The sequence below is a fragment of the Roseivivax sp. GX 12232 genome (genome assembly GCF_021272185.1).
Classification (GTDB): domain Bacteria; phylum Pseudomonadota; class Alphaproteobacteria; order Rhodobacterales; family Rhodobacteraceae; genus Roseivivax.
On sequence record NZ_JAJSEC010000011.1, the window covers coordinates 58,815 to 72,717 of the forward strand.

The window sequence follows — 13,903 nt, forward strand, 5'->3', positions numbered from 1 at the left end:
GCGCTTCGGTCAGTAGCCGGCGCTGCGGTCGACCTGGTGCAGGAGGGGGGCGCCGCTCTGGTGGCGGCGGATGTTCTCGGCCACGACGCGGGCGGCGGACGGGGGGCGCGTCTCCGAGGCGATATGCGGGGTCACGGTGACCTTGGGGTGCGCCCAATAGGGGTCGTCCCGGGGCAGCGGTTCCTCGCGGAAGACGTCGAGCGTGGCATGGCCGACCTGGCCCGTGTCGAGCGCGGCGAGGAGGGCGGCGTCCTCGATCAGCGGGCCGCGGCCGGGGTTGATCACCGCGGCGCCGGGGGCGAGGCGGGCGAGCGCCTGGGCATCGAGGATGTCGCGGGTCTCGGGCGTGTCGGGCAGGAGCAGGACCAGGATCTCGGCGCCCTCGAGCGCCGCGGCGAGCCCCTCGGGGCCGCTGTGGCAGGTCATGCCGGGGATCTCCTTGGGGCTGCGCGCCCAGCCGGCGAGGTCGAACTTCAGGGCGGAGAGCATCTCGGCGCAGGCGGTGCCGAGCGCGCCGAGGCCCAGGATCGTCACCTTCCGGTCGGTGGCGAGCGGCGGCACCTCGGGCGCCCAGCGGTGCTCGGGATTGACGATATGGGCATCCATCCCGAGGTGGTGGCGCAGCACATGGCCGGTCACCCATTCGACCATGCCCTGGGTCAGCCCCTCGGCGTCGACCATGCGGGTCAGCGGCACCGTCAGCGTCGGGTTGCCGGTCACCGCCTCGACGCCGGCCCAAAGGTTCAGCACCGCCTTCAGCCGGGTGTAGGGCGTGAAGTCCTGCACCGTGCTGTTCGGCGCATAGACCATGTAGTCGACCTCTTCGGGGGGCAGCTCGGTCGCGAGATGGTAGTCCAGCCCTGCGTCGGTCAGGGCCTTGTGGAGCGGGCGGGCGTAGTCCTCCCACCGGTCGGGACCGGCGGCAAACAGGATATTCAGGGTCATCAGCGGGGCCTGTGGATATGGGCGCTCTGGACGAGGCCGAATGCGATCATCAGGACCAGCATGGCCGACCCGCCGTAGCTCACCAGCGGCAGCGGCACGCCGACCACGGGGGCGAGCCCCATGACCATCGACATGTTGACCGCGAAGAACAGGAAGAAGGTCAGGCCGATCCCGAGGATCAGGAGCGAGGAGAAGCGGTCCTTGTTCTTCAGCGCCGAGACGATGCAGAAGACCAGGATCAGCATGTAGAGCACCAGGAGCGAGAAGCCGCCCACGAAGCCGAACTCCTCGGCGAGGGTGTTGAAGATGAAGTCGGTGTGTTTCTCGGGCAGGAAGTTCAGCCGCGACTGGGTGCCCTGCATGAAGCCGCGCCCGGTCCAGCCGCCCGAGCCCATGGCGATCTTCGCCTGGGTGATGTGATAGCCGGCGCCGAGCGGATCGGTGGAAGGATCGAGGAAGGTGTCGATGCGGCGGAACTGGTAGTCCTTGAGAAGCTGCCAGTCGGTGCCGCGGCTCTGGAAAACCGCCGCCACCGTGCCGGCGCCCGCGGCGATCACCGCGCCGAAATAGGCCCAGTGCACGCCCGCGAGAAACATCAGGAGCCCGCCCGCGGTCAGAAGCAGGATCGCCGTGCCGAGGTCGGGCTGGGTCAGCACCAGGCCGGTGGGCAGCACGATCAGCAGGATCGGCAGGAGCACCCAGAAGGGCCGCGAGGTCTTTCGCAGGGGCAGCCAGTCGTAATAGGCGGCGAGCGCCATGACGAGGGTGATCTTCATCAGCTCCGAGGGCTGGAGCTGCATGAACCCCAGGTCGATCCAGCGCTGCGCGCCCATGCCCACGGTGCCGATGAACTCCACCGCGACGAGCAAAGCCAGCGCGCCGAGATAGGCCAGGAAGGCCATGTTGCGCCAGAACCAGATCGGCACCAGCGCCACGGTGAACATCGCCATGAGGCCCAGGACGTAGCGCTTCATCTGCGGCTCGGCCCAGGGCGTCAGCGAGCCCCCGGCGACCGAGTAGAGCATCAGGAAGCCGACGCAGGCCACCGCGGTGACCAGCACCACCACCGGCCAGTTGAAATAGAAGACCTTGCGCCAGCCCGCGGGCGTCGTCTTGACGGAATACTCGAGGTAACTCATGCGCGGCTCTGCCACGCCCGGAGGCGCTCTTCGCGTTCGGCGGCCATGCGGTCCTGCTGTTCGCGGATCCGGTCGCGGTCCTTGGTGGGATAGGCGTCGAGCGGCGGGTCGCCTCCGAAAAGCGCCTGCAGCGTCACGTCGCGGGCGATGGGCGCGGCCGCCGCCGAGCCGCCGCCGCCGTGTTCGACCACCACCGCCACGGCGATGCGCGGCGCCTCGTAGGGGGCGAAATTCACGAAGAGCGCGTGGTCGCGCCGGTTCCAGGGCAGGTCCTCGTTGCGGGTCACGCCGCGCGCGCGTTCGGCGGCGGTGATGTTGCGCACCTGGCTGGTGCCGGTCTTGCCGGCCATGCGCATGGCGTCGTCGATGATCCGCGAGCCGTAGGCGGTGCCCCGGCGGTTGTTGGAGACCGCGAACATCGCCTCGCGGATCCGCTGCAGGTGGGTCTCGTTGAAGCCCATGGGCGCGCCGGGGCGGCCCGGGGCCTCGATGCCGTCGATGGATTTCACCAGCCGCGGCGAGATCGACCGCCCGGTCGCCAGCCGCGCCGCCATGACCGCCTGCTGCAGCGGCGAGGACAGGACGAAGCCCTGGCCGATCGAGGCGTTCACCGTGTCGCCGATCACCCATTCCGCGCCGCGGTTGGCGCGCTTCCAGGCCTTGTCGGGGATGAGCCCGTCGGTCACCGCCGACATCGGGATGTCATGCACCTCGCCGAGGCCCAGGCGCCGCGCGGTCTCGGCGATCTTCTCGATGCCGACCTTCAGCGCCAGGTCGTAGTAGTAGACGTCGCAGCTTTCGCGCAGGCTTTGCTCGAAGTTCATGTGGCCGTGGCCGGCGCGCTTCCAGCAGTGGAAGCGACGGCCGCCGACATCGAGGTGGCCCGGGCACCAGACCGTCTCGGAGGGGCTGACGACGCCCGCGTCCATGGCCGCCAGCGCGGTGACCATCTTGAAGGTCGAACCCGGCGGATAGGCGTCCTGCACGGTCTTCGAGGCCAGGGGGCGGCGCTCGTTCTCGCGGTAGATGCCGTAGTCGCCGACCGAGATCCCGCGCACGAACTTGTTGGGGTCGTAGGAGGGCGCCGAGGAGATCGCCAGGAGGTCGCCCTCGGCCAGGTCCATGACCACCACGCTGGCGCTTTCCTCGCCGAGGCGGGCCTGCACGTAGTTCTGCAGCTCGGCGTCGACGGTGAGCTGCACGTCGGCCCCGGCCTCGCCCTCGCGGCGGTCGAGCTCGCGCATGACCCGGCCGACGGCGTTGACCTCGACGCGCTTGGCGCCGGCGCGGCCGCGCAGCTCTTCCTCGTAGTTGCGCTCGACGCCGACCTTGCCGACCTGGAAGCGCGGGATGCGCAGCACCGGCTCGGGGTCCTCGTAGCGCGCCAGGTCGCGGTCGGAGACCGGGCCGACATAGCCCACCACATGGGCGAAGGTGCCGTCGTGGGGGTAGACCCGTGAGAGCCCCACCTCGGGGCTGACGCCGGGCAGGGCGGGGGCGTTGACCGCCACGCGGCTCACCTCTTCCCAGCTCACCCGGTCGGCCACGGTGACCGGCAGGAAGGGCGCTGACCGGGCCATCTCGGCGCGGGCGCGCTCGATCTCGTCGGGGTCGAGCCGGACGATCCGCCCCAGCGCCTCGAGCGCGGCGTCGACATCCTCGGCCTCCTCCCGAACGATGGTGATCCGATAGGCGGGCTCGTTGGCGGCGATCACCCGGCCTTCGCGGTCGAAGATCTGCCCGCGGGACGGCGGAATGAGCCGCAGGTTGATGCGGTTCTCCTCGGCCAGGAGCCGGAACTCGTCGGCCTGGTCGACCTGCATGTAGCGCATCCGAAGCGCCAGGGCGCCCGCGAAGCCCAGTTGCAGGCCCCCCAGGATCAGCCCCCGGCGCGAGATCCGCGCCCAGCTTTCGGATGTTTCCTTGGCGGTGCGTTTCATGCGCCTTGCCCCAGCCTGTCGCCGTCGCCCGGAGCGGCCCGCGCCACGCCGAGGATCCGGCTCAGCGCCACCACGCCGGGATAGATCAGGATCGAGGCCAGCAGCGAGGACAGGGCCAGCACCCAACCCATGGGCTCGATGATAAGGAGGAGCTTCACCAATTGATAGATCAGAACCATGGCCCCGAGGCTCACCGAGACCGAGAGCCATTCGAGCAGGAAGTTGGTCTCGCGCTGGCGCCGCTCGCCGGTTTTCAGGCTCTCGGCGACCATGACCGTGAGCGCCGCCCAGAGGCCCGGCGGGCGCTGGAAGATCAGATCGACGAGGAGCGCCACCACGGCGATCAGCCAGGCCGGCACGTATTCGGGGCGCCGCAGCGCCCAGGCGAAGACCAGCAGCGTGATGAAATCCGGCCCCGCCAGAAGCTGCGGCAGATGCGACAGAGGCAGGAGGTGGAAGAAGACCACCAGCCCCGCCAGCAGCACGAAGACGCCGCGCATCATCCAGATCCTGAGGCCGTCGGCGTCGATCATTGGGTGACCTCCGGCTCCGGCGCGGGCGGCCCCTCGAGCGGCATCTCGTCGGGCAGGGGCAGGCGCGGGGCGATCAGCCCGCCCTGTTCCGAGACCCGCCGCGCGCCGTGGTCGCGCAGCACCCGCAGGAACTCGAGCCGCTCGTAATCCGCCGCGAGCCGCACCCTCAGCCGGCCGTTCGGGTCCTCGGCGACCTGGCCGATCAGGAGGCCCGGCGGGAAGACCTCGCCGTCGCCCGAGGTCACGATCCGGTCGCCGGGGCGCACCAGGTCGGGGTTCTCAAGGAAGTCGATCGGCGGGGCGGCGGAATTGTCCCCGGCAATGAGCGCGCGCTGGCCCGAGGGCTGGATCACCGCCGGGATGCGGCTGGTCGCATCGGTCAGGAGCAGCACCCGCGAGGTATTGGCGCCCACGCCCGAGATCCGGCCCACCAGACCGATCCCGTCCATGGTCGCCCAGCCGTCGACGATGCCGTCGCGGCTGCCGACGTTGATCAGCACCGACTGCCGGAAGGGCGAGCCCGAATCGGCCAGAACGACGCCGGTGATATAGGTCAGCTTGGGGTCGAGCTGGACGTTGTTGAGGTCGCGCAGGCGGGCGTTCTCCTGCTCGAGCTGCAGCGCCGCCTCTTTCCAGGCGGTCATTTGGCGCAATTCGCGGCGCAACTCCTGGTTCTGGTCGTAGATCTGCTGGTAGCTGCGGAAGTCGCCGGCGAGGTTCACCACCGCGGTGACCGGCGCCATGGCCCAGGAGAAGCTCGGCACCACATGGTCGACGACCTGGGCGCGGAAGCGTTCGACCCGGGGGCTGTCGATGCGCCAGATCAGGAAGATGCCCAGCAGGCACAGGATCAGCACCGCCACAAGCAGACGCTTCAGCGGGCCGGTATAATCCTCGCCAGATCTGTCCCGTGCCATGTCGTCTCCCCTCGCCTCAGAGGGTCGGGCGCTCAGCTGTCGTAGTCAATCGCGTGGCGGAGCTGCTTTTCGTATTCCAGCGCCTTGCCGGTGCCGAGGGCGACGCAGTTCAGGCTCTCGTCGGCGATCGAGACCGCGAGCCCGGTCTGTTCGCGCAGCGCCAGGTCCAGATCGCCCAGGAGCGCTCCGCCGCCGGTGAGCATCACGCCGCGGTCGACGATGTCGGCGGCGAGGTCCGGGGGCGTGGCCTCGAGCGCGGTCATCACCGCCTCGCAGATCGCCTGCACCGGCTCCGAGAGCGCCTCGGCGACCTGCGCCTGGCTGATCTCGGTCTCCTTCGGGACGCCGTTCAGCAGGTCGCGGCCGCGGATCTGCAGCGAGGCGCCGCGCCCGTCGTCGGGCATCCGCGCGGTGCCGATCGAGGTCTTGATGCGCTCGGCGGTCGATTCGCCGATCAGGAGGTTCTGCTGGCGGCGCAGGTAGTTGATGATCGCCTCGTCCATGCGGTCGCCGCCGACCCGGACCGAGCGGGCGTAGACGATGTCGCCCAAGGACAGGACCGCGACCTCGGTGGTGCCGCCGCCGATGTCGACGACCATGTTGCCGGTCGGATCGGTGATCGGCATGCCCGCGCCGATGGCCGCGGCGATGGGCTCGGCGATGAGGCCGGCCTTGCGCGCCCCGGCCGAGAGCACCGAGGAGCGGATCGCGCGTTTCTCCACCGGGGTGGCGCCATGCGGCACGCAGACGATGATCTTCGGCTTATGGAAGGTCGAGCGGCGGTGCACCTTGCGGATGAAGTGCTTGATCATCGCCTCGGCGGTGTCGAAGTCGGCGATCACGCCTTCGCGCATCGGGCGGATCGCCTCGATCGAGCCGGGGGTGCGGCCGAGCATCAGCTTGGCGTCCTCGCCCACGGCCAGCACCTTCTTCACGCCGTCCTTGACGTGATAGGCGACGACGGAGGGCTCCGACAGGATCACGCCGCGTCCCTTGACGTAGACCAGCGTGTTCGCGGTGCCGAGGTCGATGGCCATGTCCGCCGAAAAGGCGCCCATGAGCTTGTCCAAACCAAACATAATGCGTTCCCCTAAAGCGTGATCGGCCCGCGACTCCGTCACGGGCCGAGCGGGGCGACTTATATGTGGGTCCCGCCGCTTGTGAAAGGGTGGCCATGCGGCAAATCAGCGTGAAATTGCCGCCCCGTGTCGCCGGCGGCTTGCGCCGGTGCATTTGCGACACCCCGACCGCGCCGGGGTAGGCCGCCCCGGGCGCTTCGCCCCGGGGTTGCGCGGGCGGCGGGGGTGGTTGGGGTTGGTGTGGGGGAGTTTGGTGGGGTGTTGGGTGTGGGTGCTGCGGGTGAGTCGGTTTGGTTTGCAGGTGGCGGTGGGGGCGGATGCTTAGCTTGGGCTAGGCGTTGAGGGCGGTTCATGGGTGCTGCATTGGCTAAGTTCGAACAGCCCGATGCGAAGCGCCGCGTCGACACCCAAAGCGCCCCCTTGCGCCCGAATAGCACCGCAGGTGCCGGGCGCGCGCCGGACCGGCCCCTTGGGCCGGCGCTCCTTGGGATGGCGTGCTTAGCTCTCAGTGAGCAATGACCTTGTTGCCATAAAGCGCATAGCCCTGATGTCGGTAGCGCCGGCCCCCGGTCCGGCGCGCGCCCTCTACCTTCGCGTTAAACGAGGAAACTGCTCTCGGTGTCTCGGCCTCTGATGGCGGAGGCGCGCATCTGGTCTCGGAGAATGGGGCAACGACATGAGTTCTTGGCCAGGCCGGATGGGAGCTGAGCCCTGCTTGTAGAGGCGGCCCCGTGGACGCCCGGGCTCTTTCCCGCGGCACCTTGCACGCAACGCGCCGCTCAACCGCGTCGCTCAACCGCGTCGCTCAACCGCGCCGCTCTACCGAGCCGCACCTCTCACACACCACCCCCCTCTACCCCCGCGGCACCAGAGGCGGATGCGGCACCCGGCGGGTCTCCCCGACCACCAGGTTGTTGATCTCGCGGAACAGCTTCCGGGTCATCGCCCTGCGATAGCCGACGTAGCCCTCGGAAAGCTCCACGAAGGCGCCGGGGCCGCGGGCGACCTGGCGGATGTAATACTCCGCCACCATGGGCTCGGCCCCGAGGATCGCCAGCCCGTTCACCGTCACCCCGGTGAAGGGGAAATGCTGATAGGCCAGCTCCGGCCCGAAGCCGTCGTTGGTGATCCCATCGCCGGAGACGTCGATCACCCGGCGCGCACAATCCGGCCCGCGGGCGAGCAGCGTCGCGCCGTAGCCGAGCGCATAACCCATGGCGGTCGGGAAGCGGGTCTGGCTGCGGGGAAAGCCGCGCAGGGTCGCCACGGCGCGGTCGATGTCACCCTCGGAGCGGACCGCCATCCAGTCGAGCACCAGCGCATTCTGCCGCCGTCCGCTCCATTCGTAGATCGCCAGCGCCACATGGCCGGGCCCGGCGAGAAGCGCGCGGCGGATGTCGGGGTCATCCAGCGCCGCCGCCGCGCCATCGCGTTGCAGGATATACTCGCGGTCGTCGACCGAGCTCGAGACATCCAGGGCCAGCACCAGGGCCAGCCGGCAGCCGGCCTCCTGCGCCGCGGCGGAGCCGGGCGCGAACGCCGCGGCCATCCAGAGGGCCGCGGCGAGGAGGCCCTGCCTCACCAATGTCCGGTGTTCTCCATCGAGGCCCAGGGCTCCTGGGGTTCCTTGGCCTCACCCTTCTGCAGGAGCTCGACCGAGATATTGTCGGGCGAGCGCACGAAGGCCATGTGCCCGTCGCGCGGCGGGCGGTTGATGATCACGCCGTTGTCGTGAAGCTTCTGGCAAAGCGCGTAGATGTCATCGACGCGGTAGGCCAGGTGGCCGAAATGGCGGCTGTCGTCGGGCAGCGCGTCGTCGCCATCCCAGTTGTAGGTCAGCTCGACGTCGTTGTGGCCGTCGTCCTGGCCCGGCGGGCAGAGGAAGACCAGCGTGAAGCGGCCCTTCTCGTTCTCGATCCGGTTGCGCTCTTTCAGGCCGAGAAGCTCGTAGAAGGCGATGGAGGTCTCCAGGTCCTTCACGCGGACCATGGTGTGCAGGTATTCGATCGACATTGCTGTCCTCTTTCGGTCGGTCTTTTTGGTCGTCGTCTCGGGTTGTCGTCGCGGGTCTGTCTCGCGGGTCGTGGCGCGCCTGTCGCACGCGGCGGAGAAGGGCGCCAGCCAGGAGCGCGGCCTGGGCGACAGGGTAGGGGCTTTCGCGCCCCTGTCGAGCCGGAGCGCGCGCCCGGGCCATCACAATCGCGCAGAACCGTGCCCGCGCTGACCCCGCATCGGGCCCCCGCCGCCGAGCCACGCGCCAAAATCGCAAAAACCCACCCTCATATGGTGGTTTTCATCGACCGGCTCTGCAAGATATAGTGAGAACGATTCCTCAGAACCGGAGCCCCGCCATGCCCCTCAGCGCCGAGCAACAGGCCGAGATCGACGCCCTCCGCCAGGACAGCCGGCCCACGCTGCGCGCCACCGTGCCGGGCATGGAGCAGCACCTCTACCACGCGCGCCCGGTGCTCGACCACGGCTTCGTGCGGGTGGTCGACTACATGGGCGACGACAGCGCCATCTGCCAAGCCGCCCGGGTCAGCTACGGCCGCGGCACCAAGTCGGTGTCGAACGACGAGGGGCTGATCCGCTACCTGATGCGGCACTGGCATTCGACGCCTTTCGAAATGTGCGAGATCAAGCTGCACGTGAAGCTGCCGGTCTTCGTGGCGCGCCAGTGGATCCGCCACCGGACCGCCAATGTGAACGAATATTCCGCCCGCTACTCGATCCTCGACCGCGAGTTCTACATCCCCGCCCCCGAGGCGCTGGCCGCCCAGTCGGTGGTCAACAACCAGGGCCGGGGCGAGGCGCTCTCGGGCGAGGAGGCCGAGCGGGTCCTGCGCTGGCTGCGCGACGATTCCATGCGCGCCTACGACCACTACGAAGAGATGATCTCGCAGGAGGGGCAGCAGGGCCTCGCGCGCGAGCTGGCGCGGATGAACCTGCCCGCCAATATCTACACCCAGTGGTACTGGAAGGTGGACCTGCACAACCTTCTGCACTTCCTGCGGCTGCGCGCCGACGCCCATGCGCAATACGAGATCCGCGTCTATGCCGACGCCATCGGCGAGATGGTCCGCGACTGGGTGCCCTTCGCCTACCGCGCCTTCGAGGATTACCGCATGGGCGGGGCGACCCTCTCGGCCACGGCGCTCGACTGCCTGCGCCGGATGCTGGCGGGCGAAGAGGTCACCCAGGAGACAAGCGGCATGTCCAAGGGCGAATGGCGCGAGTTCCATGGCTTGCTGAAGGGCTGAGGGGCTGATGCGTCTAGGGGGCTGAAGTCCTGACGGGGCGTCGCGACGCGCGCCGCGCGGCACATCGGCGTGGCCGACCTCGGCGCCCGGCTTAGATTGCCGGGCAACGCTTTCTCATCCGCGAGGCCCCCATGCTGATCCTCTATATCTCCACCGCCCTGATCTTCCTGGTGCTGGACGCGATCATGCTCACCGGCGTGATGAAGCCGCTCTTCTCGCGCCACCTCGGGGACATGATGCGCGACAACCCGATGATGCTGCCCGCCGTGGGCTTCTACCTGGCCTATGTCGCGGGGCTCCTGTTCCTGGTCTCGGCGCCGGCCTTGCGCGACGGCGACCCCTTGCGGGCGGCGCTGCAGGGCGCGGTGCTCGGGGCCATGGCCTATGGCACCTATGAGTTCACCTCCATGGCGGTGATGAAGAACTGGTCCTGGCAGATGGTGGCCGCCGACACGCTCTGGGGTGCGGCGCTGACCGGCATCTCGGCGGGGGCCGGCGTCTGGATCACCCTGCGATTCGCGGCCTGAGAAGGGGCGGCCCTTCGGCCTCTCCCCGCTCATAAAGCCCCGTAAAGTCGGCTGTTTTCCGCCTCTGTTGTCTCTCTGCAACGGCAAGAATTCGTGACCGGGGCGTGACGGAACGAAGCCCGCATCATCCCCATTTCTGTCGCGACGCTCCCGAACGGGGGCAGTCGGAAGTGAAGAATAACCTCACGGAGCAGACACATGTTCAAGACCATGACCGCCGCCACGGCGCTCGTCGCCGCGACCGCAACCGCCGCCATCGCGGGCAGCCCGCAGCCGACCCAGCCCGAGCCCGCACCCGCCGCGCCGGTTCCGGCCCCGGCGCCCGCACCGGCCTATGACTTCACCGGTCCCTCGGTCGGTCTGCAGTTCGGCTACAACGACCTGTCCGGCGATCCCGGTGACTTCGACGAAGAAGGCGGCAGCATCGGTGTGCGCGGCAACTACGACCTGCGCCTCGGCAACAACCTGATCGGCGGTGTCGGCCTGCAGTACGACGAGGCGAACATCGACCTCGACGGCGCGGCCGAGCTCGACAACATCCTGCGCGTCGGCGGCCGTCTCGGCATCGATAGCGGCCGGAACCTCTTCTACACCACCGGCGGCTATGCACGCGCCACCACCGAGGAAGACGCGGTCGATCCGGGTTCCTCGAACGGCTACTTCGCGGGTCTCGGCTACGAGGTCTTCCTGCAGGAAGACGTCAGCGTCGGCACCGAGGTGGTCTACCAGGAATTCGACGAGTTCGACGATGGCGTCGAGGTCGACGCGACCACGGCGAACGTCTCGCTGAACTACCGCTTCTGATCGGGTCCAAGACCTATCGGACAAGACGCCCGGTCGCCTCGCGGCCGGGCGTTTTCATGTGCGGGTGGGCGGCGCGCCGAGCCGCAACCAAGGCGGCAGCGTTTACCGCCAAGTCCCGATAAAAATTGACGGAGTGCCCCGCAGCCGTAACACTTCCCGCGTGTATTTCTTGCAACCGGGGCTTATCACCATGTTTTTCAGAACCGCCGCGCTGGCCATGGCCGCGCTCTGCCTCTCGGGCGGGGCGGCGCTTGCCTGGGACGATGCCTACAAGGGCACCCACAATGACCCCAATTCCAACTTCCGCTACAACGCCGTGCCGAATGTGGCCAATTATTGCCCCGCGGGCCTCGCGCCGGTGCAGATCGGCGGAGAGATCTGCTGCGGCGTCGCCAATGCCGGCCCCTACGTCGACCGCGCCGGCGGCGCGCGGCAGTATCGCGCCAGTCACGCGGGCGCCAAGGGCAGCTATTACGCACCGGTCGGCGAAAAGGGCGTGATGCGCCGGTAGCGCCCCTTCACATCCCGCGCCCCCTTGCGTATACGCCCGCCCTGACCAGAAGCATCGAGGCCGGAGCACATGCAGGGCAGCGCGAACATCAACATCATGATCAAGGCCGCGCGGAAAGCCGGGCGGTCGCTGGTGAAGGATTTCCGCGAGATCGAGAACCTGCAGGCCTCCGCCCGCGGCGCCTCGGATTTCGTCAACCGCGCCGATGTCGCGGCCGGGAAGATCCTCAAGGCCGAGCTGACCGAGGCGCGGCCGACCTACGGCTGGCTCTCCAAGGGCGAACCCGAGACCCCGGGCGAGGATCCGACCCGCCGCTGGATCGTCGATCCGCTGGACGGGGCCTCGAATTTCCTGCACGGGCTGCCGCATTGGGCGATCTCCATCGCGCTCGAGCACAAGGGCAAGATCGTCGCGGGCGTGGTCTATGACGCCGCCAAGGACGAGCTCTTCTACACCGAGAAGGGCGCCGGCGCCTGGCTCAACGACAACAAGCGGATGCGGGTCTCGGGCCGGGCGCGGATGCACGAGGCGGTCTTCGCCACCGGCGTGCCCTTCTCGGCCAAGCACACGCTGCCCGCGACGCTGAAGGACCTGGCCAAGCTGATGCCCGCCTGCGGCGGCGTGCGGCACTGGGGCGCGGCCTCGCTGAACCTCGCCTATGTGGCGGCGGGCCGGTTCGACGGTTTCTGGCAGCGCGAGCTGAACGTCTGGAACCTGGCGGCGGGCTCGCTGCTGGCGCTCGAGGGCGGTGCGCTGGTCTCCGGCGTGCGCGAGGGCCAGGACCCGCTCGAGAGCGGTGCGATCCTCTGCGCGAACGGGCAGCTCTACGACGCCTTCGCCCGGGTGATCCGCTCGGAGTGAGGGCCGGAGGGGTTTGGGGGCTTGGGTGTCGGTCCGGGCGCTACCTCGCTGAGGCGCCACGCTCCTCGTCAGACGCCCCAATCACGCTGAGGCGCCACCACCCCTCGCCAATCATCCCAAAAGTGCGCGGCGGACAAGCTGGGCGCTCAACCCCCTGTCAACCAGCCCAACAGAGGGCGCGCACCGGACCGGGGGCCGGCGCTGCCGACTTCCGAGCGGCGCGCTTTATGGAAGCAATGTTCCTCCTAGGGCTGAGCTACGCACGCCACCCCAAGGAGCGCCGGCCCAAGGGGCCGGTCCGGCGCGCGCCCGGCACCTTCGGTGCTATTCGGGCGCAAGAGGCGCTTTTCACTGCGGGGTCTCTTCACGCATTGACGGAGAGGCGGTTTGGAGCCGTCAGTGGTCAGTGGTCAGTGGTCAGTGGTCAGTGGTCAGTCTTCGGTCTTCAGTCGCCAGCCTTCAGTCCTCGCTCGTCACCCGCTGGGTTCTGTGTTTCTTCGACACGGGTTGCCCTGACGGATGAGGTGATCGGTTCCGGCGCAAGATTGCTCCCACAGGCTCACAACCCCACCGCCACAGCCGACACCACACCGCCAACGCCCCTACCGCCCCCAGGGCCCCGCCCGGCGGCTGCGGCGGGCGGAGCGCCCCGCGCGGGGCACGTTGGTGCGGCGGAACTGGTAGCGGGCCTCGGGGTGGGGCGGCGCGCCGCGGGTGCGCTGCCAGAAGGCCGGGCCGCCGCGCTTCAGCCAGAGCGGCAGGGCCAGCACCAGCCCGATCACGAAGCCCCCGGCATGGGCCCAATAGGCCGTCCCCCCGCCGTCGGCGGCGGAGTTGAAGCCGCCCAGGAACTGCATCCCGAGCCAGAGCGCCAGCATGATCCAGGCCGGGATGGTGATCATCCGGAAGATGATCACCAGGATCACCAGGATATCGACGCGCGCCTTGGGGAAGAGCAGCAGATAGGCCCCCATCACACCCGCGATGGCGCCCGAGGCGCCGACCATGGGCACCGGGCTCAGGGGCGCGGTCACGTATTGCGCCAGCCCCGCACCCAATCCCGAGGCGAGGTAGAACCCGGCATAGGCGGCATGGCCCATCTCGTCCTCGACGTTGTCGCCGAAGATGAAGAGGAAGAGCATGTTCCCGGACAGATGCATGATCCCGCCATGCAGGAACATCGAGGTGACAAACCCCGTCAGTCCGCCGCCCGAGGAGACCTCCGCGGGCACCAGCGCCCAGGTCGAGAAAAAGGCGCCGAGCGCGGCGGGATCGGCAAAGAGCCCGTAATAGCCGAAGAAGATCAGCACATTGGCCGCGATCAGCCCATAGGTGACGAAGGGCGTCCGGCCCGAGGGGTTGTGATCGCGGATGGGAAACATCCCCG

14 protein-coding genes are annotated in these 13,903 nt (G+C 68.8%); 5 read left to right on the forward strand and 9 right to left on the reverse strand.

Translation table 11 applies throughout. From position 1 onward, the window contains the following. Positions 1–9: 9 nt before the first annotated feature. The 8 genes from LR948_RS16480 to LR948_RS16515 form a co-directional block, all read right to left on the reverse strand. Positions 10–945: a glyoxylate/hydroxypyruvate reductase A gene (locus tag LR948_RS16480; RefSeq protein WP_232755183.1), complete on the reverse strand. Its 936-nt coding sequence runs from the start codon at positions 943–945 to the stop codon at positions 10–12. Beyond that, the gene (rodA, locus tag LR948_RS16485) at positions 945–2,084 is read right to left on the reverse strand and encodes a rod shape-determining protein RodA (protein WP_232755184.1); all 1,140 of its coding nucleotides are present in this window, start codon (positions 2,082–2,084) and stop codon (positions 945–947) included. Before rodA ends, LR948_RS16480 begins: the two co-directional genes overlap by 1 nt. Beyond that, complete coding sequence (mrdA, locus tag LR948_RS16490; protein WP_232755185.1) at positions 2,081–4,024, reverse strand: penicillin-binding protein 2; 1,944 nt, start codon at positions 4,022–4,024, stop codon at positions 2,081–2,083. The genes rodA and mrdA overlap by 4 nt, the downstream gene beginning before the upstream one ends. Next, positions 4,021–4,557, reverse strand: a complete 537-nt coding sequence (locus tag LR948_RS16495) for a rod shape-determining protein MreD (RefSeq protein ID WP_232755186.1) — start codon at positions 4,555–4,557, stop codon at positions 4,021–4,023. Before LR948_RS16495 ends, mrdA begins: the two co-directional genes overlap by 4 nt. Beyond that, positions 4,554–5,474 carry a rod shape-determining protein MreC gene (gene mreC, locus LR948_RS16500; RefSeq protein WP_232755187.1) on the reverse strand — a complete coding sequence of 307 codons (921 nt, stop codon included), beginning with the start codon at positions 5,472–5,474 and terminating at the stop codon, positions 4,554–4,556. Before mreC ends, LR948_RS16495 begins: the two co-directional genes overlap by 4 nt. 32 nt (positions 5,475–5,506) lie before the next feature. Continuing rightward, the gene (locus tag LR948_RS16505) at positions 5,507–6,553 is read right to left on the reverse strand and encodes a rod shape-determining protein (RefSeq protein WP_232755188.1); all 1,047 of its coding nucleotides are present in this window, start codon (positions 6,551–6,553) and stop codon (positions 5,507–5,509) included. A gap of 853 nt (positions 6,554–7,406) precedes the next feature. Further along, a complete protein-coding gene (locus LR948_RS16510) occupies positions 7,407–8,102 on the reverse strand; it encodes a DUF1194 domain-containing protein (RefSeq protein WP_232755189.1) in 696 nt (231 codons plus the stop codon). 29 nt (positions 8,103–8,131) lie between these two features. Further along, on the reverse strand, positions 8,132–8,566 hold the full coding sequence (locus LR948_RS16515; RefSeq protein WP_232755190.1) for a VOC family protein: 435 nt from the start codon (positions 8,564–8,566) through the stop codon (positions 8,132–8,134). 338 nt (positions 8,567–8,904) lie between these two features. On the opposite strand from LR948_RS16515, the gene thyX reads away from it, so the two are divergent. From thyX to LR948_RS16540, 5 genes are all read left to right on the forward strand, one after another. Further along, positions 8,905–9,813 (forward strand): FAD-dependent thymidylate synthase, encoded by a 909-nt coding sequence (gene thyX / locus LR948_RS16520; protein ID WP_232755191.1) that lies wholly within the window; start codon positions 8,905–8,907, stop codon positions 9,811–9,813. A 131-nt stretch (positions 9,814–9,944) separates the two neighbouring features. Beyond that, on the forward strand, positions 9,945–10,340 hold the full coding sequence (locus LR948_RS16525; protein WP_232755192.1) for a DUF2177 family protein: 396 nt from the start codon (positions 9,945–9,947) through the stop codon (positions 10,338–10,340). 198 nt (positions 10,341–10,538) lie between these two features. Then, positions 10,539–11,144, forward strand: a complete 606-nt coding sequence (locus LR948_RS16530; protein WP_232755193.1) for an outer membrane beta-barrel protein — start codon at positions 10,539–10,541, stop codon at positions 11,142–11,144. A 190-nt stretch (positions 11,145–11,334) separates the two neighbouring features. Continuing rightward, positions 11,335–11,655, forward strand: a complete 321-nt coding sequence (locus LR948_RS16535) for a hypothetical protein (protein WP_232755194.1) — start codon at positions 11,335–11,337, stop codon at positions 11,653–11,655. A gap of 69 nt (positions 11,656–11,724) precedes the next feature. Beyond that, positions 11,725–12,516 carry an inositol monophosphatase family protein gene (locus LR948_RS16540; protein ID WP_232755195.1) on the forward strand — a complete coding sequence of 264 codons (792 nt, stop codon included), beginning with the start codon at positions 11,725–11,727 and terminating at the stop codon, positions 12,514–12,516. A gap of 602 nt (positions 12,517–13,118) precedes the next feature. Here the strand turns inward: LR948_RS16540 and LR948_RS16545 are convergent. After that, the gene (locus LR948_RS16545; protein ID WP_232755196.1) at positions 13,119–13,898 is read right to left on the reverse strand and encodes a rhomboid family intramembrane serine protease; all 780 of its coding nucleotides are present in this window, start codon (positions 13,896–13,898) and stop codon (positions 13,119–13,121) included. Between the last annotated feature and the right edge of the window lie 5 nt (positions 13,899–13,903).

Bases quoted from the DNA above. Each gene is read 5' to 3' on its own strand.
- LR948_RS16525 (WP_232755192.1), top strand. From the start codon at position 9,945: ATGCTGATCCTCTATATCTCCACCGCCCTGATCTTCCTGGTGCTGGAC.
- LR948_RS16540 (WP_232755195.1), top strand. From the start codon at position 11,725: ATGCAGGGCAGCGCGAACATCAACATCATGATCAAGGCCGCGCGGAAA.
- thyX (WP_232755191.1), top strand. From the start codon at position 8,905: ATGCCCCTCAGCGCCGAGCAACAGGCCGAGATCGACGCCCTCCGCCAG.
- LR948_RS16535 (WP_232755194.1), top strand. From the start codon at position 11,335: ATGTTTTTCAGAACCGCCGCGCTGGCCATGGCCGCGCTCTGCCTCTCG.
- LR948_RS16495 (WP_232755186.1), bottom strand. From the start codon at position 4,557: ATGATCGACGCCGACGGCCTCAGGATCTGGATGATGCGCGGCGTCTTC.
- mrdA (WP_232755185.1), bottom strand. From the start codon at position 4,024: ATGAAACGCACCGCCAAGGAAACATCCGAAAGCTGGGCGCGGATCTCG.
- LR948_RS16515 (WP_232755190.1), bottom strand. From the start codon at position 8,566: ATGTCGATCGAATACCTGCACACCATGGTCCGCGTGAAGGACCTGGAG.
- LR948_RS16505 (WP_232755188.1), bottom strand. From the start codon at position 6,553: ATGTTTGGTTTGGACAAGCTCATGGGCGCCTTTTCGGCGGACATGGCC.
- LR948_RS16530 (WP_232755193.1), top strand. From the start codon at position 10,539: ATGTTCAAGACCATGACCGCCGCCACGGCGCTCGTCGCCGCGACCGCA.
- LR948_RS16480 (WP_232755183.1), bottom strand. From the start codon at position 945: ATGACCCTGAATATCCTGTTTGCCGCCGGTCCCGACCGGTGGGAGGAC.
- rodA (WP_232755184.1), bottom strand. From the start codon at position 2,084: ATGAGTTACCTCGAGTATTCCGTCAAGACGACGCCCGCGGGCTGGCGC.
- LR948_RS16510 (WP_232755189.1), bottom strand. From the start codon at position 8,102: ATGGCCGCGGCGTTCGCGCCCGGCTCCGCCGCGGCGCAGGAGGCCGGC.
- LR948_RS16545 (WP_232755196.1), bottom strand. From the start codon at position 13,898: ATGTTTCCCATCCGCGATCACAACCCCTCGGGCCGGACGCCCTTCGTC.
- mreC (WP_232755187.1), bottom strand. From the start codon at position 5,474: ATGGCACGGGACAGATCTGGCGAGGATTATACCGGCCCGCTGAAGCGT.